Below are 25,997 nucleotides of genomic sequence, written 5' to 3' on the forward strand. Positions count from 1 at the left end.
TTTTCATTTAATCTTAATCAAATGTGTAACATATTATGTTAAAAAAAGGTATGTCATGAATCTGCTATTTTAATGAAAAATATTGTATATAATTTTTTTTGAGTCAGTTATATTTTATAAAAAAATTAAATTTTGTATCGTGCATATATGATACAGAAAATGCGGCGAGAAAATTATTTGTATGAAGAAAAGAGGAGTAAAATGAGATACGGTTATTTCGATGATGAGAAAAGGGAGTATGTTATTACAAGACCTGACACACCGGCACCTTGGGTAAACTATCTTGGTTCACCTGAGTATGGTGCTATTATTTCAAATAATGCGGGGGGATACAGTTTTGAGAAGTCAGGTGCAAATGGAAGAATTTTAAGATATGTATTTAATCAGTTTGATGAACCAGGAAGATATATTTACATTAGGGATAATGAATCAAAAGATTACTGGTCAGCATCATGGCAGCCGGTTGGAAAAGATTTAGAGGAATATAAGAGCGAATGTCATCATGGAACAGCTTATACAAGAATGATAGCACAATATGCAGGTATAAGTTCGGAAGTTCTTTATTATGTACCACTTGATAAATCTTATGAAATATGGGATTTAAAGGTTACAAACAATTCAGACAAGAACAGAAAACTTAATGTAACAGGTTATGCTGAGTTTACAAATAACTGTAATTATGAGCAGGATCAGGTAAATCTTCAGTATTCACAGTTTATTACATCAACTCATTTTGCTGGAAATCGTGTAATGCATCATGTACATGGAAATCTTGATGCTTTAAAAGAAAGCGAATACATTGACAATAAAAATGTTTCGATGAGATTTTTAGGAATGGCAGGACAGAAGGTTTCATCTTGGTGTGGAAGTAAAGAAGGATTTTTAGGAAGATATCATGATTATTCAAATCCGAACGGTGTAATTAACGGAGCACTTGATAATAAGGGTAATTACAATGGAAATGGCTGTGGTGCGCTTACAACAGAACTTGAACTTGTACCGGGTGAGACAAAGGAAGTTATCTTTATTGTCGGAATGAAATACGATGATGAAGCAGCAAAGATAATTGCAAGATATGATGAAAATGAGAATTTATGTGAGGAAGAACTTGTTGAGTTAAAGAAATTCTGGCATGGAAAACTTGAAAAATTCCAGGTTAAAACACCAAGCGAAGAATTTAATACAATGATAAATACATGGAATGCATATAACTGCTTTATGACATTTATCTGGTCAAGAGCTGCATCATTTACATACTGTGGTCTTAGAAATGGATATGGTTATCGTGATACAGTACAGGATATTCAGGGAATTATACATCTTGCACCTGAAATGGCAGTAGAGAAGATAAGATTTATGCTCTCAGCTCAGGTAGACAACGGTGGAGGACTTCCACTTGTAAAATTCACACACAACCCAGGTCATGAAGATACACCTGATGATGCATCTTATGTTCAGGAAACAGGACATCCTGCATATCGTGCCGATGATGCATTATGGTTATTCCCAACAGTATATAAATATATTTCTGAGACAGGAAATATGGAATTTTTAGATGAGGTAATTCCTTTTGCAAACAAAGATGAAGCAACAGTATATGAGCATTTACAGCGTGCAGTTAAATTCTCTGCTGAGCATCTTGGAAAACATGGAATGCCGGCAGGTCTTTATGCAGATTGGAATGACTGTTTAAGACTTGGAAAAGACGGAGAATCTTCATTTGTTGCAATGCAGTATTATTATGCAATGACAATACTCAGAAAATTTGCAGAATACAAAAATGATGATGAATATGTAAAACAGCTTGATAAACAGCAGGAGGAACTCGGAAGGCTTATTCAGGAAATCTGCTATGACGAGGATCGTTTCATAAGAGGCTTTACAGAAGAAGGAAAAGTTATCGGAAAGCGCACGGATGCAGAGGCTAATATGTGGCTTAACCCTCAGAGCTGGGCTGTAATCAGTAAAGTTGCAGATGAAAAGCAGGGCGAGATTATAATGAACAGTGTACATGACAGATTAAATACTAAATATGGTGCTATTCTTATGGATCCACCATATCATGCAGAAGCATTCTCAGGTGCGCTTGCAGTTATCTACAATGCAGGTACAAAAGAAAATTCAGGTATTTTTTCACAGTCACAGGGCTGGCTTATACTTGCAGAAGCATTATTAAAACATGGCGACAGAGCGTTTGAATATTTTATGGAGAATTCACCTGCTGCACAGAATGACAGGGCGGAAACAAGGGTTCTTGAACCATATTGCTATGGACAGTTTACGGAAGGAAAAGCAAGTCCAAACTTTGGACGTTCACATGTTCACTGGCTTACAGGAACAGCCTCTACTGTAATGGTAGGATGTGTAGAGGGGATTCTTGGAATGCGTCCGGATTTTGAAGGACTTCACATTGAACCTTCTGTTCCTAAAGAATGGGGTGAATTTGAAATTACAAAGAGTTTCAGAGGCAGCAATCTTCATATTGTTATTAAAAATCCGGGACATATACAGAGTGGCTGTAAGAAGATGGTTGTCAATGGTATTGAAGTTGAAGGAAGTTATATAACTCAGGATATGCTTACTGAAAATACTGAAATAGAGCTTATGATGTCATAAGCTTCAAAGTTGTTTGAAGTTTGAAAAAATCACAGGAGGTTTTATAGATGGGCAAAATCAAATTTACGGATAAGAATGGATCTTTTGTTATTGAAAATCCTGAAAATTACAGTGGCTTATATCTTCCATTAGCAGGGGAGATGGGATTAAAATCAAATATTACACCTTCTATGGCAGGTGATGCAAAGACAGATCAGAATCATTTTTTACTTGAGCCTGTCAGTATTGAAAATTTACATAACAATAAAAATGGAAGAAATTTCTGGTGTCGTATAGAGGGAAATGGTATTTGGTCTGTATCAGGAGCATCTGCTTTGCAGGAAGCTGAGAAATTTACGGCTTCTCAGGACGAAAGTAAAATAGAAGCAGGACTTATGTGGCAAAAACTTACAAGAATCTCAAAAAAATATGGAATTAAATCAGAAGTGCTATCATTTGTGCCAACTGATAAAAATATTGAGATTATGTATGTTACATTGGAAAATACATCGGCTGAGAGTATTAAATTTACACCTGTTGCAGCAATTCCATTATATGGAAGAAGTGCAGATAATATCAGAGACCATAGACATGTGACTTCTCTTTTACACAGAATTTCAACACAGGAATATGGTATTGAGGTTTCACCTGTTTTATCATTTGATGAAAGAGGACATCAGAAAAATAGTACAACATATTTTGTTTATGGTTCAAAAGAGGATGGAACAAAGCCTGAAACATTTTATCCTACAAATGAAATGTTTATAGGTGAAGGTGGAAGTTTTCTGAATCCGGAAGCAGTAAGAACTGTAAAGGAAGGTGTAAAGGCTGGAGCAAAGATTCAAGGAAAGGAAGCTGTCGGAGCTTTAGCGTTTGAAAGTGTAGAATTAAAAGCAGGTGAAAAGACAGGTTATATAGTAGTGGCAGGTATAACTGATGATGTTTTAGAAATAGAAAAAACTACTGTTTTATACAGAACAAAAGAAGCTGTGCTTGAATGTTTTGAAAATACAAAAAGACATTGGGTTGAAAAAGTAAATATTGACTTTGAAATGAACGATGACTCAGTTGACAATTATCTTAAATGGATATGTTTCCAGCCAATACTTAGAAGAATTTACGGCTGTTCTTTCCTTCCTTATCATGACTATGGCAAAGGAGGAAGAGGTTGGAGAGATTTATGGCAGGATTGTCTTGCACTTCTTGTTATGGAACCTGATATGGTTCGCAAAATGATAGTTTCTAATTATGGCGGTGTGAGGATTGATGGAACAAATGCAACAATAATAGGAAACGGACAGGGTGAGTTTATAGCAGATAGAAATAATATAACGCGTGTATGGATGGATCATGCTTATTGGCCGTTTGTTACGACTAAGCTTTATATAGATCAGACAGGTGATCTTAATATATTTCTTGATAAAGTGTCATATTTTAAGGATAGACAGTCATTAAGAGGAATGGCACATGATGATGATTGGAAAATTGAATATGGAAATACTCAGAAAACGGTTTGTGGTGCTGATTATTTTGGAACTGTTATTGAGCATATTCTTTTACAAAATCTTTGTGCGTTCTATGATGTTGGAGAACACAATGAAATGAGACTTCACGGAGCCGACTGGAATGATGCTCTTGATATGGCATGGGAAAAGGGTGAAAGTGTTGCATTTACATGTGCATATGCGGGAAATTTAAAAGATATTGCATATTATTTAAGAAAGTTTGAAAGTAAAGATGGAATTTGTGTTATTGAGGTCGCAAAGGAAATGGAATGTCTGTTTAGAAAAGGGGAGGAATTGTATGAAAGTCCTCACAAAAAACAGGAGCTTCTTTCTGAATATACTTCACTGTGCAGTCACAATATAAGTGGTGAAAAAGCTGTATTAAAAATAGGCAGTATATGTGAAAATCTCGAAGAAAAAGCAGATTGGCTTATGAAAAACATTCGTGAAAATGAATGGATAAAAGAAGATGACAATACGGGCTGGTTTAACGGTTATTATGATAATCATGGAAAAAAAGTAGAGTATTATAAAAAAGATGATGTTCGTATGATGCTTACAAGCCAGGTATTTGCGATAATGAGTGGTACTGCAGATGAAAAGCAGGTAAAAGCAATTTGTAATAGTGCAGATAAATACCTCTATGAAAAGAATGCAGGAGGATACCGTCTTAATACAGATTTTAAAGAAGAAAAATTTGATTTTGGAAGGATGTTTGGATTTGCATATGGTGAAAAGGAAAACGGAGCCGTATTTTCACATATGGCAGTCATGTATGCAAATGCATTATATAAGAGAGGATTTATAAAAGAGGGTTACAAGGTACTTAAAAATTTGCTTGACAGTGCAATGGATTTTGAAAAAAGTGTTATGTATCCGGGAATACCTGAGTATTTTGACAATGAGGGACGCGGACTGTATGCGTATCTTACAGGTGCAGCGAGCTGGTATATGCTTACAATGATAACAGAAGTTTTTGGAGTAAGAGGAGAATTTGGAAATCTTGTTATAAAACCAGCACTTCTTCCAGAGCAGTTCGATAAAGAGGGTAAAGCTGCAATAAAACTTAAATTTGCAGGAACAACGTTAAAGATTACGATTCATGCGGATGTTGACAATATACATCATAACAATGGAGTGTATGACAAAATAATAAGGGTAGAGTGTGATGGAAATGAACTTGAGACTGCTGATTTAGGGAAAGTTGTAATAATGAAAAAAACGATTGAAGAAATGTCTCGTAAAAAATGTCATGAAATTGAAGTTTTTATAAAATACTAAAGAAGATAATTGAAATATATCTTATAATAAGATGTTATTAAAAAACAAAAGGGAAAATTGATGTGAAAATTAATTTTCTCTTTTGTTTTTTATGAATAAAAATGGTGTACCATTACCACATTGATTTATAATATTTGTCACGATATTTCTTTGGGGTTAAACCTATAAAATTTTCAAAAGTTTTAGTGAAATGACTTTGTGACGAAAAAGAAAGATAGTTTGCTATATCGATCAATGATTTATCTGAATAGCGGAGCAGATGAGTTGCTTTTTCTATTTTTTTTTCGCGAATATAATCACTGATGGAAACACCAAGATTTTGTTTAAATACACGGGAAAGATAGTTCTCTGAAAGCCCTGTATAATCAGCAAGAGTGGTTATTGTGATACGTTCTTTGATGTGACTGTATATATAGTTTACACATTGCATAACAGGTTTGGAGAGAATTGAACTTTTCTTTAAAAGAACCATTTTTCCGGTAAAATCCTTTGCCATTTCATGATGAAGATCGGCTACCTGGCGTATTGTACTGCATGAGTCCATCTTTAGTATATAAAAGTCACTTAGGCGATATGCCTGCTCAGCTTCAAGACCTCCATCAATACAATATCTTGTAATCATAGCAGTAGTGACAACAAAATGGTATTTTATGTTTGTCAGAGGATTTTGCGAGAGAACGCCTGTGCCTTCAAGGTTTATAAAAGCATCTTGTTTGCAATTTTCAATTACAGCGTCCATATCACCTGCTTTAACTGAATTATAAAAAGAATATTCAACATCAGGAGCACGATGAAGTATTTCGAATTCGCTGTTTGAAAGTTCTGTATTTACCCATTCTTCTGATAATGACATAACTTTTCCTCCTAAAATAGTGCTAAAATCTGATATGATAGTGTTAATATTTAACATTATGACATGAATCTGTTATTTTTACAAGTGAATTAGTATAAGGTATGCGACAAATGGAGTAATATATGACTTGTAAACGAGAAATGACATAAAGTTATGTCGAACGATTAAAAATATATTCTAGGAGGAATGAGAAATGAAACGTAGATTTTTAAGTTTAGTGCTTGCATCGGCAATGAGTGTTACAATGCTTGCCGGATGTGGAAACAAGGCAAATGATGGGACATCAGGAAAAAGTGCTCAGACAGAAGAGGGAAAGATAATAAATATCTATTCATGGAACGATGAATTTCGTCAGAGATTAGAGGCTGTTTATCCACAGGTAGAATCAACATCAAAGGATGGAACAGTTACAAAACTTAAGGATGGTTGTGAGATTCACTGGATTATCAATCCAAATCAGGATGGTGTATATCAGCAGAAACTTGACGAAGCACTTGGAAGACAGGCTGATGCATCAGCAGATGACAAAGTTGATATTTTCCTTTCAGAGACAGATTATGTATTCAAATATACTGATAAAGATGCGGATGTTGCGATGCCTTTAAAAGATCTTGGAATTGATACGGATAAAGAGTTTAAAGATCAGTATGACTTTACAAAGACAACAGCTTCAGACAGCGATGGTGTTATGAGAGGTTCTACATGGCAGTGCTGTCCGGGACTTCTCGTTTATAGAAGAGACATCGCAAAGAAAGTATTTGGAACAGATGATCCGGAAAAGATTGGTGAGAAGGTTAAGGATTGGGATACACTTAAGAAATCAGCAGAACAGTTAAAAGCAAAAGGATATTATACATTTTCATCATATGCTGACACATTCCGTTTATATGGAAACAGTATTTCAAAATCATGGGTTACACCTGGTGATTCACCAGATACTACAGTTGATGTAGATTCAAAAGTCATGGATTGGATAAATGATTCAAAACAGTGGCTTGATGCAGGATACTTTGACAAGACTGTAAAGGGGCAGTGGAATGATGACTGGAATAAAGCCATGGGTTCAAAATCTAAAGTATTTGCATTCCTCTTCCCAGCATGGGGAATTGACTTTACATTAAAGCCAAACTGGGATGGAAAAGAAGGCGAGTGGGCTGTTACAAATCCTCCACAGGAATATAACTGGGGCGGTTCTTACATACACGCAGCAGCAGGGACAGATAATGCTAAGCATGCAAAAGAAATTATTCTTGCACTCACAGCAGATAAAGACAATCTTTTAAAGATTTCAGAAAAATATTCTGACTTTACAAACACGAAATCCGGAATGAAAGAGGCAGCAGAAAATGATGAAAAATATGCTTCTAAATTCCTTGGTGGTCAGAATCCGTTTAAGTATTTCGCACCTGTTGCAGAAAATATTAAAATTGCACCATTGTCAGCATATGATCAGGGGTGTGTAGAGCTTATACAAAACTCATTCAGTGATTATTTCCAGGGAAAAGTTACTTATGACAAGGCAAAGAAAAACTTCGAGACAGCAATTGAAGAGCGTTATGCAGATGTTAAGAAGGTAAATTGGGCTAAGTAGCAGCAATTATAAAAGGGACAAATAAAAATATTGTATTATACAGTCACAAAGATGTGGCAATATAACAGGATTTAGTTATAATGAAAGTATGGCTGAATCCTGTTATAAGAAATGAAATACTTCAAGTTTATAATGATATTTAGGAAAGGAGTGGGATTATGAAAAAGAAGAAAAAAAGTGTAAGTTACGCTAAATGGGGTTATATATTTATACTTCCATTTTTCATAACTTATATTATATTTTCATTAATACCGCTGTTAGATACAATAAGGTATAGTTTTTTTGAGTATTATCGTACCGGAATAAAAGAAGTAGGACCAAACTTTATTGGAATGAAGAATTATGCAAGTCTTCTTAAATCAGATATGATTGTATATGGAAAAAACACACTTATAATGTGGGTTATAGGATTTATTCCTCAAATAGTATTTGCACTTATTTTGGCAAACTGGTTTACTGATATTCGTTTAAAGATTCGTGGCAAACAGTTTTTTAAGGTCGTTATTTATCTTCCAAACCTGATTATGGCATCAGCGTTTGCGATGTTGTTCTTTACACTCTTTTCTACAAACGGACCTGTAAACTCAATAATGTTGTCTGTTGGATTTATTAAGAAGCCGATTGACTTTTTAGGTTCTATATTTGGAACGAGGTCGCTTATAGGATTTATGAATTTCCTTATGTGGTTTGGAAATACAACAATCATGCTTATAGCAGCAATAAACGGAATAAGCATGGAAATTTTTGAAGCTTGTGATCTTGATGGATGTAATAGCATACAGAGATTTTTTTATATTACACTTCCGATGATAAGACCAATCCTTGCATACACATTAGTAACATCTATTATCGGTGGACTTCAGATGTTTGATGTTCCACAGATACTTACAAATGGACAGGGAAATCCGGATAGAACTTCTATGACGCTTATAATGTTCCTCAATAACCATTTGAAGAGTAAGAATTATGGAATGGCGGGTGCTTTATCAGTATATCTGTTTATAGTAAGTGCTATATTATGTTTCATAGTTTATAAGATGACAAATGACAATGATCCTGATGGCTCCAAAGCTGCTGCAAAAGCAGAAAAACGTAGAAGAAGAAGGGGGTTATTATAATGAAAAAAGGACATAACAGATTCAGAAGTATTTTGGCACATATAGTTTTGGTGGTCTTAGCATTTTTATGCCTGTTCTTTTTCTATATACTTATTGTTAATGCAACCCGTTCACATTCAGAATTACAAAAAGGTTTTTCGGCATTGCCGGGTACACATTTCCTGGACAATTTGAAAAATGTAGTGAATGATGGAAGTTTTCCAATGGTGCGTGGAATATTGAACAGTTTGTTTATATCAGCAGCCTCAGCAGCTATATGTACATATTTTTCATCACTTACTGCATATGGACTTTATGCATATAATTTTAAGTTAAAAAAAGTTGCATTTACCTTTATTATGGCGATACTTGTTATGCCAACACAAGTAACGGCAATGGGATTTTTAAGACTTGTAACAAATATGGGAATGTATGATTCATGGGCACCACTTATAGTTCCATCAATCGCATCACCGGCAGTATTTTACTTTATGTATAGTTATCTGCAGTCATCACTTCCTATTTCACTTGTTGAAGCAGCAAGAATTGACGGTTCAGGAGAATTCAGGACATTTAACAAGATCGTTATTCCGATAATGAAACCAGCAATTGCAGTACAGGCAATATTTACATTTGTAGGTTCTTGGAATAACTATTTTGTTCCGGCATTGGTGATTCAGTCAAAACAGAAGATGACAGTACCTATTCTTATAGCAACACTTCGTGGAGCTGATTATATGAATTTTGATATGGGTAAGATTTATATGATGATAACAGTAGCAATCGTACCTATCGTAGTAGTATATCTTTTACTTTCAAGATTTATCATTTCGGGTGTCACACTTGGTGGTGTAAAAGAGTAAGAATTGATATGTTATAAAATATATGTTGTTTATATTATTATAAAATTTGGAGTATGAAGCAAAAAATTAAATGGAAAATGTTTTTGGATAATAAATGAGATAGAAGAAGACCTCTAAAGTTTAGAGGTCTTTTTTGGGTATGTTTTGCGGGGCACATTTGATTTATATGTCAAGGAGAATAGGTATTGAATATAAAAATGATATTTTTTGACCACAATATCATTTTTTAAGAAATATTACATTTTTTCGGTAAACATCATTATAAATACTGCTGCTAATAGAATTGATGATACCCATATAGCTTTGATACCTATATATAATGATAAAATTCCTCCGATACCTGCACCGATTGCAAAAACAAGTATTATACCGTAATAGTGAAGTGCTTTTTTTAAGATTTCCGGCTTTTTTTCACGCAGATAAATAGAAAGACTTTCTGTACCGCTTCTGAGATTTCCGATACACATGGTACTTGCATAGCCATAGCCGTTTACTTTTCTGAAAGTCTGTACCTGCATTGAACAGGCAAAGGATACAAGCATTGTTGCTGTCATGTTATATTGTCCGGGAATTAAACCTACAATAAATAATATGGCTAACTCCATAAGTACGATTATCTGCCGCCAGTGTATTCTTTTCACATATTTTAACTTTTTCTGTATTCTTTCTGCAACAAAGACTCCGAGAGCAAATGCTATTATAGGAAAAAGATAATGTAACCCGCGTAGCCATTCGCCGGACATAAAATTCTGGCTCATAAGCACTACATTTCCGGTTTGGGCATTTGAGAATACTTCATCCCTGACATTGTATGTGTATGCATCCTGAAAACCGCCTGATATGGCAAGGATTGCACTAAGTCTAAAAGTTTCTGAAGTCTGTTTTTTTAATTTGTTTTTTTTCATCTTTTTGTACTCCGTTATATGCGGGATTGTCGGTGCTTGCAGGATTGTGAAAATTGCACAGCAATGAAACAGTCCATAGCATTTTTACTAATTATATACTATATAATCCATATATGTACAATGTATATATAATATGTGAGATATATGTTATGTATATGAAATGATGCAGACCGGTTAAACTGTCAGAATGTAATTGCAGTGGATATTATATGGTGGGTGGAAAATGGCGTTGAAATATACACAGCGAAATTTATTCTTTTATAAAATATATTGACTAATTAAGCTAATATAATGTTGAAAATAGTTTAAAATGGACTTAAAAAAGCTTGAAAAATTGGAAGTTTTTGATAAATAAAAATTAAAAATACAGATATTTTAAACTTTTTATCTGCTTGTTACAATGTAATATATAGAAGCAGTGATAACAAGACAGTTAAAGAGAGAAGAGACATGAAAAAGGAAGAATTGGAAGAATTTATTTTAAAATATGGAACAGATTTGATGAAGTTTTGCAAGATAACTACAAATGATGATGAACTTGCAATGGAACTTTATCAGGAAACAATGTTGAGGATGGTCGAGCATTATAAAAAACTTGAGGTATCAGAAAATATAAAAGCATGGGCAATTTCTACAGCAATAAATTTATGGAAAAATAAGAAAAGAAAATATGCATGGAGAAGGAGAATTGCAAAGCAGGAGAGCTATGAAGTACATATTGAGAGTGGACTTGAATTTATTGAATATAATGCTGACAATCCTGAAGAGGAAGTCATACGAAGTGAACTTATAAAATTTGTCAGAAATAAGGTGAGAGAACTTCCGGAAAAATATAGGATGGTGGTGTATCTGTATTATACGGCAGATATGAAAATAAAAGATATAGCTTCACTATATAAAATTCCTGAGAGTACGATAAAAAGCAGACTTGTTAAAGCGAAAAAAATATTAAAGCAGAAGCTTGAGGAGGAATTGTAATGGCTGACTTAAAAATAACAGATGATAAATTGGAAAAAATTCTTTACAGTTCAATGTCGCCTGATGTCAGAGAGACAGAGCTTAAATTTCAAAAAAAAATTGGGATAAGAATAATAATAATGTATATTTTAATGGCGGCAGCAGGGTGTTATCTTATAACCGGTACATATATATTTGCGGGAAGCTGCAGATATATGAATGTCGATAGGACTTTTTTAGAGATTGGAAATTTATTTGAAAACAGTTCATTTTATGTTTCCATGCTTACTTTATGGTTTAGTATTTTATTATGTGTAATATTTACCGTAAAGCAATATTTTAATATTAAGAATTGCAAAAAAGGCAGAATATTTTATGTGTTTTCATATGCTTTGATTATATTTTTTCAGTATTATTTTACGGACAGACTGATTCAGCCGATGGTGTATATAAATAAGCTGTCAGTAGAAGTACCAAATGCTTTAAAAATGAACAGATTTGCCATAGCTTATTTTCTGGACGGAGTTAAAAGTTCGTGCAGCCTGAGTTTACTGCCGGCATTTCTTTTATGGGGAGCGGCATTTATATTGCTTCTTATTCAGATGTTTAGAGAGAGATAATAGTTAGGAATTGACCGATAATTGTATTTATCATTTTTTATATAGCTGTTATAATATAATTTGGATTAAAAAGTATGGAAATTTATGTATTATGAGGTTTAGCTTATGGATAACAGAATGAATAAAAAAAGGATGAAAATACAATTATTCTGTGTTTTTATGGTGACACTTTCAATAATATTGGCATGCGGTCATTATCTGGGAAGTAATAACAAAAAATCTGAACAGATGAAAGTAAGATATACGGCAAGGATGACTGTCAGCAGAATAGAGTCAAGACTTGATAAATATTTGGAAAGAGCGGATTTTATAAAAAATATAATTGAAGAGAAATATGACTTTGATGATAAAAAATTTAGTCAGACAGCTGCACTTTTGTATGATAAAAAGGATGTCATTGAAGCCATTGAGCTTGCTAAAGATGGTATTGTGGGAAATATTTATCCGTTAAAGGGAAATGAACCTGCGATGGGATTAAACATGCTGACTAATCCAAAAAGAAAAAAAGAAGCAAAGATAGCTGAAAAAACAGGACAGTATACGATAGCAGGCCCGTATGAATTAAAACAGGGTGGTATAGGAGCGCTGTTATTTGACCCGGTTTACATATCTGAAAACGGAGAAAAGAAATTTTGGGGATTTGTTATTCTTGTAATAGACTGGGATAAATTTATAGATGAGATAAATTTAAGCAATCTTGAAGATGCAGGATATGATTATCAGATATGGAAGAAAAATCTTTCTGAGGGAACAGAAGTTACAATTGCGGAGGGAAACAGCAAAAATATTAAAAGTCCTCTCGAGGTTGTATGTGCGGTTCCAAATGATACATGGTATTTTGAAATTGCACCGAAAGCCGGATGGATTACAAAAATGCAGTTGTTTATCGGAACATTAGTAGCAGTATCTGTTCTCATAATAGTATACAGTGCATTTTGGCAGTATTTTGTGAGACGTTACAAAGATGCGGTATATGCTGAAAATATTAAGAAAGCGGCAAAAGAGGCTCAGATTGCGAATGAGACAAAAACAAGATTTTTGTTCAATATGAGCCATGATATACGAACGCCTATGAACGCTATAGTAGGTTTTTCGGAGCTTCTTGAAAAACATCTTGATGATAAGGAAAGAGCAGCCGATTATGTTGCAAAGATTAAAAAATCGAGTTCATTTTTGCTGTCGCTTATCAATTATGTGCTTGAAATGGCAAGAATAGAGAGCGGTAAGGTCGAATTAAAATCAGAAATAACGGATATAAAAGTGCTTATAGATTCTCTTAATGCTGTGTTTGAATCTGATATAAAAAATAAAAACCTTAAATATACTTGTAAGTGTAATATTGAGCATGGGTATATTATATGTGATTTGACGAAAGTTAAAGAGATATATCTTAATATAATAAGTAATGCAATAAAATACACAAATCCGGGTGGAAGTGTTAATGTTGAATTTCGGGAAATACCGTGTGACAGGGAAGGTTATGCAACATATGTGAGCAAAGTTGAAGATACCGGAATCGGTATGAGTAAAGAATATCTTCCGCACATTTTTGAGGAATTTTCGAGAGAACATACAAGCACAGAGACCAAAATAGCTGGTACAGGTCTTGGACTTCCGATAGTAAAATCGCTGGTGGAGCTTATGGGTGGAACAATAGATGTTGAAAGTAAAGTGAATGTTGGAACTACAATGATTGTTACCCTGACATTTCCTATTGCAATGAAAGAACAGGCTGAAAAGCAGCGTAAGGAAGTGACAAATCGTATTATCCAAAATGTAAAAGGAAAAAATATTCTTATCGCTGAGGATAATGAATTAAATGCCGAGATAGCTATGACTGTATTGAAAGAGAATGGAATCCAGGCAGAATGTGTTGCCGATGGAAAGGCGTGTGTAGAAAACTTGGCACAGAAGCCTGAAGATTATTATGACGCAATACTTATGGATATTCAGATGCCAAATATGAATGGATATGAGGCGGCAAAGAAAATAAGGTCGATGGATGGAAGACGTTCTAAGATACCTATCATAGCTATGACTGCCAATGCGTTTGAAGAAGATAAGCAAAGAGCAATCGAAAGCGGAATGAATGCTCATATAGGAAAGCCTATTGATATAAAAAAACTTGTTCTTTTACTCGGAAGTATATTTGATGATTAAATGATAGATTGGTCAATATATCATTTATTTGTTGTACCGGTCAAAAGCGAAAGAGGGCTGGAAGAGTATATTACATATATGAAGGTCGTGAACATCTGTAAAATTGTGCGAAACTCCCTCGCCGAATACAAAAACGTCGCCACGCTTTATATAGTATGTTTTATTATTCACCTGTTGCATTGAAGTTACGTCAAGAACAATCATCAGTTCATAAAAATCTGCATGATAATGCATTTTCGCATCGGAATCGTGATGTCCATATTGTATAAAAAAGGAAAAGATACAGTAAAAAAGACATGTCAGGTCATTGTTAAGCAGACCGGTACATCACAGTCAGAGCCAACCTTTGCTCCTGAAATTAAAAAGGCAACAGAAAACAATCCTATTCTTACAAATTGTTATGTGGCAGACCCGGCGGTTATGGAATACAACGGAAGAATATATGTATATATGACAAATGATTCCCAGCATTATGAAAGGGGAGAAAAATTGGAAAATTGCGGAAATGTATTTGGAGTAGCGGGTAATAATCATCACTCAATAATAAAGTTTAATGATAAATATTACATGTTTTATCATACAAGAGCATTGGAGACAGCACTTGGTTCAGACCTCGGTTTCAGAAGCAGTCATGTAAATGAACTTACAGTAAACGCAGATGGTACACTCGAGCCGGTAAAACAGCATCTTACCGGAGTTTCGCAGATAAAAGCATTTAATCCATATGAAGAAACAAAGGGAATTTCCTAAATGGATTTCAAACGGTTGCTGCAATTTTTTTTCAAGCTATTGGAAAGCCTGTATTATCCGGTGCAATTTCTTTGAGCCGTCAGATAGTATTTTTGATTCCTACTGTAATGATTCTGTGCAATTATATGACAATCAAAGGTGTCTTATTGGATGGCACTGTTGCAGATGGTCTGGCATTTGTTTTTGAATTTACGTTAAGTTTCGCTAAGTTTCACTTGTGTAGCTTGATGGAAAAAATTGGATAAAATAATATATGTGAAAAAGCACTGAAAGCCATACAATTTATGCGTTTTTAAGTGCTTTTTTGTTATGATAAAAGGTGAAAATGCCAATAAGTTTAAGTTTCGCTAAGTTTTGAAGATTGAAGAAAAAAGAATGAAGTTGCAGTCAGATAAGATATAAAATGCGATATTTCAGAATTTTATTGTGTTTTTGCTGTGTTAAATTGTCTAAAACGCATTTCTGTGATATGATAATAAATACAATGTAAACAGATATTTTAAATAAGACTGAGGTGAAAAGATGGCAATTAGTTACAAGAAATTATGGAAATTATTGATTGATAAAGACATGATGAAGAAAGATCTGCGTGCAATGACAGGAGTCAGTACAACAACGATGTCTCGATTATCAAAAGACGAAAATGTTGGTACAGAAATTGTATCAAAAATTTGTTCTGTATTAAATTGCGATGTTGGAGATATTATGGAATTTGTACCTGAAAAAAAGAGGAATAGTGAGAAGGTACCCGATAAGTGATATTAAAGAATGCCTGGACAAGGTTCGGGCATTGATTTAAGAACCGGAGAATGAAATTATTCTATTTACAAAGAAGGACTTATGTATGTTGGTGCTATTGCTGAACTAGAACAGTGTATTGCAAATGCATCTACTGGTGAGTGAGTGTGTGAAATTGAAAAAGAAATTGTGCAAATTGCAGGTAAAGGATAATGAAATAAGAATTTATGAGAAAAAGATTCATCATATTGTCGACCAGATGATTTCGATTGATTTAGACGATGGTGTAAAAAAGAATTATGCAATTTTTCAGGATGTTTTGGCTAAAATAAAATAGGAAAGATGGTGGGAAAGTGGAGTCAAAAGAGGATGTTTTAAATAGAGAGCCATTTGTCAAACAGATAGTTGATTTGACAAAGCTCCTCTCAGACAAACATAAGAATTGTTGTTTTGCTATTGAAGGGGAATGGGGAAGTGGTAAGAGCTTTGTATTGGAAAAGATTCAGAAATGTCTTCAAGAGGAACAAACAGAGGCAACACATACAGATCGTTTTTTTGTTGTTAGATATGATTGTTGGCAGTACGATTACTATGAAGAACCTATAGTTGCTATTATTTCTGTATTAAAAGAGAAGATTGAACAGTATGTGAGTTTATTATCAAATGAAACTAAGAAGGAAATGTTAGCGATTATTAAAAATACAATAACCAAAATTGCTGTCGAAGCAATAAAATCAAAGACTGGAATAGAGTTAGATGGTATTACTGAAACATCTGAAGATGCTGGAAAAATATATGATAAATATTTTGGCTTTCAAAATGTAGTTAAACAAGTACGAGAGCAAATTAAGAAGATAGCAGAAGATCAAACAGTAGTTATTATGGTTGATGAATTAGATAGGTGCTTGCCTTTGTATGCGATTAAAGTGTTGGAACGTATTCATCATGTATTCAATGAGTTGAAAAATGTAGTTGTTATAATTGCAATGGAGAAAAAACAAATGTCGAATTCATTGAAGCAAATCTATGGGAATGAAATGGATGTTGATCGATATATGAAAAAAATAATCTCATTAAGTTTTAAGCTGGATAATGGGTCGGCTACTAATTTTATTAAGAAATATGAGAGTTTTATGAAAATGTTTGTCATCCAAGAACAAGAAAAGGATGAGCTGGAGAAATTTTTAAAGGTAATTACTTTTGGAATAGAAATTCGTACGCAGGAAAAAATTTTTGAAAAAGCAGAAACTATACATAAACTGATGGCATGTCAATATAAAATGGATAGTGCTATATTAGCATCTGAGTTACTTGTTTTATGCATAAAAGAGAAAATGTCAACAGTTAGTATGAATTGGATAGTTGATGCATCGGGTTATCCAGATGTCGAAACTGAAATTGGAAAAGATTATTTTGATTCAATAAGGAATTACGCAGAGAATATCAGACAATATCCTACAAGAATAAACGACAAATTTGTATGCAAGCAAAGTTATTTTATTGACAAAATGATTTTTATAATTTCAGGATTGAATAATGAGTATAAAAATAATATGTGTGGTTCGTTTTATTGTTCGGATAAGGAAATGGAAGAAAAGTTGGATTTTTCAAAAAGAGTATATGAATTATTAAGAATATAGGAGGGCTTGCGTATGATGACGGATGAAAAAATCAAAAATTCTGATGAGTTGGAGTTTGCTATATTTTGTATTGAAAATGTAGCGGCAAAGCTGGGCGTGGATGCAGAACGTGTTTATCAGGCTTTTACCGAACAAAGCGATATTCTGAATGGATATATCGTGCCAGAATATGAAGTGTTGCATACCCAGGGGCGTGAATATATTGTAGCTGATATTCTCGATGTTATGAGAGAAAGGGGCGTGGAAATATGATTCTTTATCATGGCTCTTTTTTGGAAATTGCAAATCCGGATTTGGTTCATTCTCGTTCCAATGTGGATTTTGGGCGTGGCTTTTATGTCACACCGATGTATGAACAGGCGGCGAAATGGTGCAGCAAGTTCAAACGCCGTGGGAAGGATGGAATTATCTCATGGTATGAATACGATGAAAACCGGGAAGCCGAACTGAAAATGTTGAAGTTCGATTCTTATTCCGAAGAATGGCTGGATTTCATTCTGAACTGTCGAAGTGGAAAAGATTTGACAAATTATGACCTTGTTGTAGGTGGTGTTGCCAATGATAAAGTGTTCAATACAGTGGAATTGTTCTTTGATGGACTTATTGATAAAACAGAAGCAATCAATCGCTTGCGGTATGAAAAGCCGAATCAGCAAATATGTTTTCGCACAGAGAAAGCATTGTCTTTGTTGCATTTTGAAGGGAGTGAAACACTATGACAGCGAATCCGATTTTGCTTCAGAAAAAATATAGCCGTGTTATCGAATGCTTTGCCAAACAGCAGGGACTTTCACTGGATGCAGCATTGAATTTCTTTTATCATTCCCAGGTTTACCAGCTAATCCGTGACGGTGTTTCTGATATGCACTGCATGAGCGATGAGTATCTAGCAGAAGAATTGAAACAGGAATATACAGACAAAAATAAATTTTTGATAAAGTAAAAGGTGCCGAATTGCGGTTCAGTAGTGGTGAAGTTGATTTGCGTATCAATATTTATCGAGGTCAGGTTGCTACAGATAATCTCAATAACGCCAACAAAATGTCGGATACTATTGATAAAATGCCGGATACTATGAGTAAAGTGCCGGATAGTGCCGGATAGTGCCAACAAAGTGCCGGATAATGAACAGAAACAAAAAATTTATAGATATGTATCGGAAAATGAATCTATTACTACTGCTGAGACGGCAGAGCTTTTAGAGGTCAAACCGCGTAGAGCTAGAGTTGTTTTAAGGAATATGGTTAATAGTGGTTGCTTGAGAAAAGAAGGTACGGCGCGGAGCACAATTTATGTAAAAAATATGGAAGGAAAATAATGTAGGATGGATAGTTTACAGTAAGTATTTATCGGGATAAGGTTATGAAATCAGAAGATTCAGCAAGGTGTAGCACAAATTCTTTAAAAAATAATTAGCACTCACCTCTTGACAGTGCTAACAATCAGTGCTATTATGTCTTGCAGATAAAGAAAACAATGTTATTGACATATAAGTTTTGAATAAAAAACAATGTCATTCTCATAGAGGGGAGGAGATTACATGAACATTAGTAAATTTACTCAGAAATCGCAGGAAGTAGTTCAGGGTTGTGAGAAGATTGCTATGGACTATGGTCATCAGGAGATTGGCGAGGAACATTTGCTTGCATCTATGATGAAAGTTGATGACAGTCTTATCAGCAAACTCATTGAAAAGATGGGAATTGAACCTGAAGTATTTCTGGCACAGATAGATGGACTTTTAAATAAACGTCCGAAAGTGACAGGCGGAGATATGCGTATCGACCGTTATCTTAATGAAACGCTTATATATGCGGAAGATGAAGCAAAACGCATGGGAGATGAATATGTTTCTGTTGAGCATTTGTTCCTTAGTCTTCTCGCACATCCTAGCAAAGAAGTAAAGGCACTTTTCAAGCAGTGTCAGATAACTAAAGAAAGATTTCTCCAGGTGCTTTCACAGGTGAGAGGAAACCAGCGTGTGACAAGTGATAATCCTGAGGCAACTTATGATACACTTGAAAAATACGGAACCGACCTTGTAGAAAGAGCAAAGGAAGGAAAAATGGATCCTGTTATCGGCAGAGATAGTGAGATTAGAAATGTCATCCGTATTCTTTCGAGAAAAAATAAAAATAATCCGGTACTTATCGGTGAGCCGGGCGTCGGTAAAACAGCGGCAGTTGAGGGGCTTGCACAGCGTATAGTAAGAGGTGATGTGCCGGGAGAGCTTAAAGATAAAAAAATATTTGCACTTGATATGGGGGCACTCGTCGCAGGTGCAAAATACAGAGGTGAGTTTGAGGAAAGACTTAAGGCGGTTCTTGAGGAAGTAAAGAAAAGCGAAGGTCAGATTATACTCTTTATTGATGAGCTTCATACAATTGTAGGTGCCGGAAAAACAGATGGTGCCATGGATGCAGGCAATATGCTTAAACCAATGCTTGCAAGAGGTGAACTTCATTGTATAGGTGCGACAACGCTTGACGAGTATCGTATGTATATTGAGAAGGATGCTGCACTTGAAAGACGTTTCCAGCCTGTTATGGTGAGTGAGCCGACTGTCGAGGACACGATTTCAATACTTCGTGGACTTAAGGACAGATACGAGGTATATCATGGCGTAAAGATTACGGATGCCGCACTTGTTGCAGCAGCAACACTTTCAAACAGATATATTTCAGACAGATTTCTTCCTGATAAGGCAATAGACCTTGTGGATGAAGCGTGTGCGATGATAAAAACAGAACTTGATTCACTTCCGGCAGAACTTGATGAAGTACAGCGAAAGATTATGCAGATGGAAATTGAGGAAGCTGCTCTTAAAAAAGAGACAGACCATATTTCAAAAGAGAGACTTGCAACGCTTCAAAAAGAACTTGCCGAACTTAAAGAAAGTTTTACGGCTCAGAAGTCAAAATGGGATCAGGAAAAATCATCTGTTGATAAAGTAAACAAAGTGAAAGAACAGATTGATGCACTTCATACTGAAATGGATGCGGCAAAGCGTGAGTATAATCTTGAAAAGCTTGCAGAACTTCAATACGGCAGACTGCCTGAACTTGAAAAACAGCTTGAGGCAGAAGAAGCAAAGGTTAAGAAGGAAGACAGGACACTTGTGCAGGAAAATGTAACAGACGATGAGATTGCAAAGATTGTGTCAAGATGGACAGGGATTCCTATCACAAAATTAAACGAAGGTGAGAGAGAAAAAACACTTCATCTTGAAGATGAACTTCATAAGAGAGTTATCGGTCAGGAAGAAGGAGTAAAGCTTGTATCTGAGGCTATTCTCCGTTCAAAAGCGGGCATTAAAGACCCTACAAAACCTATTGGTTCATTCCTTTTCCTCGGACCAACAGGTGTAGGTAAGACAGAGCTTGCAAAAACGCTTGCGGCAAGTCTTTTTGATGATGAGAACAACATGGTTCGTATCGATATGAGCGAATACATGGAGAAATATTCAGTGTCAAGACTTATAGGAGCACCTCCGGGATATGTGGGATATGAGGAAGGCGGTCAGCTTACGGAGGCAGTCCGCAGAAAACCATATTCGGTAATACTTTTTGATGAGATTGAAAAGGCACATCCGGATGTATTCAATGTACTTTTGCAGGTGCTTGATGATGGACGTGTGACAGACTCACAGGGAAGAACGGTAGACTTTAAGAATACAATTATTATTCTTACATCAAATATAGGTTCTTCATATCTTCTTGACGGAATTGAGGAAGACGGAAGCATAAGTGATGAGGCAAGAGAGCATGCAATGGCTGATTTAAGAGCGAGCTTCAGACCTGAGTTCCTTAACCGCCTTGACGAGATAGTAATGTTTAAGCCGCTGACAAAGAATAATATTCAGGGTATTATTTCAATACTTATGGATGATTTAAATAAACGGCTTGCAGATAAGGAACTTAAAGTGGAACTTACTGATGATGCTATAAAATATATTGCAGATAATGCATATGAACCGGCATTTGGAGCTCGTCCGTTGAAGCGTTTCCTGCAGAAGAATATAGAGACACTTCTTGCCAAAGAAATCCTCGGTGATAAGGTTCATACGGGAGATGTTATAACTATAAGTGTTGTTGGTGGAAATTTTGTAGTAAGCACAAAGTAAAAAATATGATGCAAGGGTTAAAAACAAATAGTAAAAATACCTTTTGGTCACAATATCATAATATATTATAAGTAAGAGGCGTCTGTACCGATTCGATTGGTGCAGATGTCTCTTCTTGTGTATTGAAGTATAAATTTTTAAATTTATTCCACATTTGGAATGTTTTTTATATGTAAAAAAATAAAAAGCAACTTTTTTTGAAGTTATTACAATATACAGGTGTAAGGGTTCTACCCGAGACGTCAAAGGAAGAGAAAGGAACGACAGGAGTGACAAAACAGGAATTTGAACAGTTTGCATCTAAAGATGGAAAAGACATTCTCCGATTTTGCAGGATGACTACAGGTGGGACTGCACAGGGGGATGACCTTTATCAGGATACAATGTTAAAACTGTGGGAGCAGACAGAAAAATTAGATAATAGGGATTCGCTGAAAAGTTATGCACTTTCTGTCGCAATCCTTATATGGAAAAATAAACGAAGAAAGTTTGCATGGCGCCATAGAATAGCGGCATTTGAAAGCTATGAAAAACATTTGGAAAGCGGTGGAGTAGAATGTATCAGAGAAGAGGCAGAAGAACCTGAGCAGCAGTTCTTACGCAAAGAAACAGATGAGATAATCAGGCAGAAGGTGCAGCAGCTGCCGGATAAATACAGGGTTGTTATCTATCTGTATTATTCTGCGGAACTTAAAATTAAAGAAATTGCTCAATGTCTTCATATTACGGAGAGTGCCGTGAAGAGCAGGATGCGCAAGGCAAAAAACATGTTAAAAAAAGATTTGGAGGATATTCGCTATGAAGGATAAGGAATTGGACCAAATGTTAAAAAAAGCCCTTACTCAGGATATTAGAGATGATGAAACAAAAATCAAATTTGAAATGGGGGATTATTCAATGAAAAAACGAAAAACTTATATTAAACCGGCAGTGGCATTGGTGGCATGTGCAGCATTAGTAGTAGGGGTTGCCTATGGCGATGTGCCGGGAAAAATTATGAACAATAATACAGTATCGACAAATTCAGGCACATCTGCACCGGGAGAAAAAGAAAGTGTGGTAAACAGCTTTGCAGTTAAGGTAAAAGCAGCAGAAGTACAGAAACTGGAAAAAGGAAAAGAGATACCTGTCATTTCTGAGAAAGACAGTGACGGAGCGGTCTGGGGCGGTGACGAGAAAACAAAAGAAATAGATTATTTGATTTCGTGTCCGATAATTATTGAAGGTGACCAGATTGATACAATAACATATTCTGTAAACCATGGAGGTTTTCGTGTTGTAGAGCCTGAGAAAAATTCATATGTGTTAAGCGGAGATAAGTATGATGACGATGAAGGCAAAATCGGTGATTCTGAAGTGAAATCTAAGGTTAAAATGGTAAAGAATTTCTATTCTACATTTACGATTGCTGCAAAATCCCAGCAGAAAGCTGTTATATATTTGTATGATTATAAAAAGGTGCCTAAAAATGTGTTTGAAAAAATGTGGAATACGGATTCAGATGATAATGTATATTTGGAGAAGCTTGTTGAAGGCATAAATGCGGCATTTGATAATCTGACTGTGACTTGCAAAATCACATATAAGGATGGTACGTCTGAAAATGTGGATATTGCCGTAAAAGAAAAGATAATGACATATAAAGAGGCATATCATGGAAAAGGTGATAAAAAAATCAAAATGCTTTCAGATGAGAAAAGTTACTTTACAACTTTTGAATTGAAGTAGTAAAAAGTATATGCAGACATTGATGCACAGGGAAGTGTTATACTATCCCTTGTGCATTGATATAAAAGCAGCATGTTCGCGTCCAAGTTCGAGCATAAGCCTTTTGACAGTCCACTTTGAATTTGTCGGAGTGAGTATAGCTTTATAGTCAACGGAAATCTTTGACTGGCGCAGTTTGAAAAGGATTTTATCGAATTTTTTCTCGGGAACATCGCAAAAAATCAGGAGACTATCTTTAAAAACTGAGGCATCTGTACCAATTGGTGCAGGTGTCTCTTTTTGTCTTGCTGAAGCAAGAGATACAAGAGTTTTGTCAAAATCAGAAGGATGTACTGTTTCAGCCGGAATATTCATGGGAGAAACAAGACGGCGGATTTTATCGGCATCAGTTATATTTATAAGAAGTAATTTTGACATATGGATTTGTCCTTTCTTAAACATCATTAAAATGATACAAGGGTCAAAAGCAGATAGCAATGTATGTTTACATACAAATTGCTATCTGGTGGCTTGACCCGCCAAACACCGACAAGTAGCAGATTTGCTTGCAAATATGCGAGATTGGAGGTGTTTGCAGGATTGCGAAAATTGCATAGCAATGAAGCAATCCGTGGTATTAGTTGGGTCAAAATACTTTTTGCCCCCAACATCATTAAAATTGTAATAAGTATATTGGATAAATTACGGAAAATCAAGTTTGTGAGAAAAAATTTCGCTGCGGGTGGCTGAAAAATTAACTGTTTATTCATTCTTTTTCAGTCTTTATGTGGTATAATCGACGAGGTCGTTTTTGCAAATCTATAACTGTACGGTAGATTTGCATATGTGTGCGTCGTACAGAGATTGGAAAATAAAGATGAATTTTGAAGAATTATGTTTGGATACGCGTATATTAAGAGCTGTTACGGAGATGGGGTTTGAGCAGGCGAGTCCTATTCAGGCACAGGCTATACCGGTTGCTATTGAAGGAAAGGATATGATAGGACAGGCTCAGACAGGAACGGGAAAAACAGCAGCGTTTGGAATACCGCTTTTACAGAGAGTAGATCCGCACAACAAAAAGTTACAGGCAGTTGTGCTTTGCCCGACAAGAGAGTTGGCAATACAGTGTGCAAATGAGATGCGTAAATTTGCTAAATTTATGCATGGAATAAAGGTGCTTCCTATATATGGAGGACAGGACATCACAAAGCAGATACGTTCACTTAAAGGTGGAACACAGGTTGTTATAGGAACACCGGGACGAGTTATTGACCATATAAACCGTCATACATTAAAAATGGCTACAGTGGGAACCATAGTTCTTGATGAGGCTGACGAAATGTTAAATATGGGTTTCAGGGAGGATATAGAAACAGTGCTTCAGACACTTCCGGAAGAACACCAGACACTCCTGTTTTCGGCAACAATGCCAAAGCCTATAATGGAGATTGCAAAAACATATCTCAAGGAGCCTGAGATAATAAAGGTTGTAAAGAAAGAACTTACTGTTCCTAAGATTGAACAGTATTATTATGAAGTAAATCCGAGAAAGAAAGCAGAGGTTCTTTCAAGACTTCTTGACATGTACGACCCTGAGCTTTCACTTGTATTTTGTAATACAAAAAGAAAAGTTGATGAACTTGTTGAGGATTTGAAAGGAAGAGGTTATTTTGCGGCAGGACTTCACGGAGACCTTAAACAGAGCCAGCGTGACAGGGTTATGAATGGATTCAGAAACGGAAGAACAGACATACTGGTCGCAACGGATGTAGCTGCAAGAGGAATAGATGTAGATGATGTGGAGGCGGTATTTAATTATGATGTGCCGCAGGATGATGAGTATTATGTACATCGTATAGGAAGAACAGGGCGTGCCGGAAGAACAGGAAGGGCGTTTACGCTTGTTGTCGGAAAGGAAATATATAAACTCAAGGATATACAGAGATATTGCAAGACAAAGATAAAACGTCAGCCGATACCGTCAATAAATGATATTACAGATATAAAAGTTGAAAAAGTTCTCGAGAAGATAAGCGGAATAATTGAGCAGGATAATCTTGGAAAAATGGTAGATATTCTTGAAGAACATCTTGAGGACAGTGATTATTCGGCAATTGAAGTGGCAGCAGCACTTCTTTCAATGGAGATGGGAGACTCGGCACTTGACAACAATCAGGGTGAAGAATTCGGAGATACAGGAGCAGAGCCTGGAATGGTGCGTCTTTTTGTAAACATAGGGAAGAAAGACCGTGTCAGAATAGGCGATATTTTAGGTGCAATAGCAGGAGAGTCAGGAATGCAGGGAAATCTTGTAGGAGCAATTGATATGTATGATAAGTATACATTTGTTGAAGTGCCTAGGGAATATGCGGCTGATGTTATAGAAGCTATGAAGCATGCAAAGATAAAAGGAAAAAATGTAAATGTAGAACCTGCAAACAGGAAATAAAAATTTATATTCAAAAGTAAATTAAAGAAATAGAATAATGTGCCGATATAACTATCAGCAAGGGAATGCGTCATAATACATTTTAGTGTATTGTGGCGCATATTTTTTTAAATTGTGTTTTGCTTATTTGCGGATGTACGCATGTGACACAAATCTGGTA

General features: G+C 35.4%; 24 protein-coding genes. 20 read left to right on the top strand and 4 right to left on the bottom strand.

The annotated features are described in order from the left end of the window. The first annotated feature begins 201 nt into the window (after positions 1–201). Positions 202–2,616, top strand: a complete 2,415-nt coding sequence (locus ACZLXV_RS04025; RefSeq protein WP_482382555.1) for a glycoside hydrolase family 94 protein — start codon at positions 202–204, stop codon at positions 2,614–2,616. 47 nt (positions 2,617–2,663) lie between these two features. After that, positions 2,664–5,381: a GH36-type glycosyl hydrolase domain-containing protein gene (locus ACZLXV_RS04030; RefSeq protein ID WP_482382556.1), complete on the top strand. Its 2,718-nt coding sequence runs from the start codon at positions 2,664–2,666 to the stop codon at positions 5,379–5,381. Between the two features lie 112 nt (positions 5,382–5,493). Here the strand turns inward: ACZLXV_RS04030 and ACZLXV_RS04035 are convergent, their stop codons facing one another. Beyond that, the gene (locus tag ACZLXV_RS04035; protein ID WP_482382557.1) at positions 5,494–6,234 is read right to left on the bottom strand and encodes an AraC family transcriptional regulator; all 741 of its coding nucleotides are present in this window, start codon (positions 6,232–6,234) and stop codon (positions 5,494–5,496) included. A 193-nt stretch (positions 6,235–6,427) separates the two neighbouring features. Between ACZLXV_RS04035 and ACZLXV_RS04040 the strand changes: the two genes are divergently transcribed. The 3 genes from ACZLXV_RS04040 to ACZLXV_RS04050 all read left to right on the top strand — a co-directional run bounded on the left by ACZLXV_RS04040 (position 6,428) and on the right by ACZLXV_RS04050 (position 9,785). Then, entirely contained in the window at positions 6,428–7,825 is a 1,398-nt protein-coding gene (locus ACZLXV_RS04040) for an ABC transporter substrate-binding protein (RefSeq protein WP_482382558.1), read from the top strand. Between the two features lie 158 nt (positions 7,826–7,983). After that, on the top strand, positions 7,984–8,943 hold the full coding sequence (locus tag ACZLXV_RS04045; protein WP_482382559.1) for a carbohydrate ABC transporter permease: 960 nt from the start codon (positions 7,984–7,986) through the stop codon (positions 8,941–8,943). Continuing rightward, entirely contained in the window at positions 8,943–9,785 is an 843-nt protein-coding gene (locus ACZLXV_RS04050; RefSeq protein WP_482382560.1) for a carbohydrate ABC transporter permease, read from the top strand. The genes ACZLXV_RS04045 and ACZLXV_RS04050 overlap by 1 nt, the downstream gene beginning before the upstream one ends. 236 nt (positions 9,786–10,021) lie before the next feature. Here ACZLXV_RS04050 and ACZLXV_RS04055 read toward each other — a convergent pair whose 3' ends face one another. Then, on the bottom strand, positions 10,022–10,690 hold the full coding sequence (locus tag ACZLXV_RS04055) for a YoaK family protein (protein ID WP_482382561.1): 669 nt from the start codon (positions 10,688–10,690) through the stop codon (positions 10,022–10,024). Positions 10,691–11,140: 450 nt separating this feature from the next. Between ACZLXV_RS04055 and ACZLXV_RS04060 the strand changes: the two genes are divergently transcribed. The 3 genes from ACZLXV_RS04060 (at position 11,141) to ACZLXV_RS04070 (ending at position 14,427) form a co-directional block, all read left to right on the top strand. Continuing rightward, a complete protein-coding gene (locus ACZLXV_RS04060) occupies positions 11,141–11,668 on the top strand; it encodes an RNA polymerase sigma factor (protein ID WP_482382562.1) in 528 nt (175 codons plus the stop codon). Beyond that, positions 11,668–12,267 carry a hypothetical protein gene (locus ACZLXV_RS04065; protein WP_482382563.1) on the top strand — a complete coding sequence of 200 codons (600 nt, stop codon included), beginning with the start codon at positions 11,668–11,670 and terminating at the stop codon, positions 12,265–12,267. Before ACZLXV_RS04060 ends, ACZLXV_RS04065 begins: the two co-directional genes overlap by 1 nt. Before the next feature lie 105 nt (positions 12,268–12,372). Further along, a complete protein-coding gene (locus ACZLXV_RS04070) occupies positions 12,373–14,427 on the top strand; it encodes an ATP-binding protein (RefSeq protein ID WP_482382564.1) in 2,055 nt (684 codons plus the stop codon). A 24-nt stretch (positions 14,428–14,451) separates the two neighbouring features. Here ACZLXV_RS04070 and ACZLXV_RS04075 read toward each other — a convergent pair whose 3' ends face one another. Further along, entirely contained in the window at positions 14,452–14,661 is a 210-nt protein-coding gene (locus tag ACZLXV_RS04075; protein WP_482382565.1) for an AraC family ligand binding domain-containing protein, read from the bottom strand. 27 nt (positions 14,662–14,688) lie between these two features. Between ACZLXV_RS04075 and ACZLXV_RS04080 the strand changes: the two genes are divergently transcribed. From ACZLXV_RS04080 to ACZLXV_RS04130, 11 genes are all read left to right on the top strand, one after another. Continuing rightward, positions 14,689–15,177 (top strand): glycoside hydrolase family protein, encoded by a 489-nt coding sequence (locus ACZLXV_RS04080; RefSeq protein WP_482382566.1) that lies wholly within the window; start codon positions 14,689–14,691, stop codon positions 15,175–15,177. A gap of 522 nt (positions 15,178–15,699) precedes the next feature. Continuing rightward, positions 15,700–15,936 (top strand): helix-turn-helix domain-containing protein, encoded by a 237-nt coding sequence (locus tag ACZLXV_RS04085; protein WP_482382567.1) that lies wholly within the window; start codon positions 15,700–15,702, stop codon positions 15,934–15,936. A 154-nt stretch (positions 15,937–16,090) separates the two neighbouring features. Then, the gene (locus tag ACZLXV_RS04090) at positions 16,091–16,252 is read left to right on the top strand and encodes a hypothetical protein (RefSeq protein WP_482382568.1); all 162 of its coding nucleotides are present in this window, start codon (positions 16,091–16,093) and stop codon (positions 16,250–16,252) included. Between the two features lie 16 nt (positions 16,253–16,268). Next, positions 16,269–17,555 carry a KAP family P-loop NTPase fold protein gene (locus tag ACZLXV_RS04095; protein ID WP_482382569.1) on the top strand — a complete coding sequence of 429 codons (1,287 nt, stop codon included), beginning with the start codon at positions 16,269–16,271 and terminating at the stop codon, positions 17,553–17,555. Positions 17,556–17,567: 12 nt separating this feature from the next. Beyond that, the gene (locus ACZLXV_RS04100; RefSeq protein WP_482382570.1) at positions 17,568–17,807 is read left to right on the top strand and encodes a DUF3791 domain-containing protein; all 240 of its coding nucleotides are present in this window, start codon (positions 17,568–17,570) and stop codon (positions 17,805–17,807) included. After that, positions 17,804–18,274 (top strand): DUF3990 domain-containing protein, encoded by a 471-nt coding sequence (locus ACZLXV_RS04105; RefSeq protein WP_482382571.1) that lies wholly within the window; start codon positions 17,804–17,806, stop codon positions 18,272–18,274. The genes ACZLXV_RS04100 and ACZLXV_RS04105 overlap by 4 nt, the downstream gene beginning before the upstream one ends. Continuing rightward, positions 18,271–18,498, top strand: a complete 228-nt coding sequence (locus tag ACZLXV_RS04110; RefSeq protein ID WP_482382572.1) for a DUF3791 domain-containing protein — start codon at positions 18,271–18,273, stop codon at positions 18,496–18,498. Before ACZLXV_RS04105 ends, ACZLXV_RS04110 begins: the two co-directional genes overlap by 4 nt. Positions 18,499–18,509: 11 nt before the next feature. Then, positions 18,510–18,659 (top strand): hypothetical protein, encoded by a 150-nt coding sequence (locus ACZLXV_RS04115; protein ID WP_482382573.1) that lies wholly within the window; start codon positions 18,510–18,512, stop codon positions 18,657–18,659. Between the two features lie 436 nt (positions 18,660–19,095). Next, positions 19,096–21,678: an ATP-dependent chaperone ClpB gene (clpB, locus tag ACZLXV_RS04120; RefSeq protein ID WP_482382574.1), complete on the top strand. Its 2,583-nt coding sequence runs from the start codon at positions 19,096–19,098 to the stop codon at positions 21,676–21,678. Positions 21,679–21,875: 197 nt separating this feature from the next. Next, complete coding sequence (locus ACZLXV_RS04125; protein WP_022225469.1) at positions 21,876–22,487, top strand: RNA polymerase sigma factor; 612 nt, start codon at positions 21,876–21,878, stop codon at positions 22,485–22,487. Continuing rightward, positions 22,477–23,406: a hypothetical protein gene (locus tag ACZLXV_RS04130; RefSeq protein WP_022225470.1), complete on the top strand. Its 930-nt coding sequence runs from the start codon at positions 22,477–22,479 to the stop codon at positions 23,404–23,406. The genes ACZLXV_RS04125 and ACZLXV_RS04130 overlap by 11 nt, the downstream gene beginning before the upstream one ends. Positions 23,407–23,448: 42 nt before the next feature. Here ACZLXV_RS04130 and ACZLXV_RS04135 read toward each other — a convergent pair whose 3' ends face one another. Further along, a complete protein-coding gene (locus ACZLXV_RS04135) occupies positions 23,449–23,823 on the bottom strand; it encodes a DUF3783 domain-containing protein (protein ID WP_482382575.1) in 375 nt (124 codons plus the stop codon). Between the two features lie 439 nt (positions 23,824–24,262). Between ACZLXV_RS04135 and ACZLXV_RS04140 the strand changes: the two genes are divergently transcribed. Then, a complete protein-coding gene (locus ACZLXV_RS04140) occupies positions 24,263–25,837 on the top strand; it encodes a DEAD/DEAH box helicase (RefSeq protein WP_482382616.1) in 1,575 nt (524 codons plus the stop codon). Positions 25,838–25,997: the final 160 nt, after the last annotated feature.

This window comes from Butyribacter sp., from assembly GCF_056818865.1.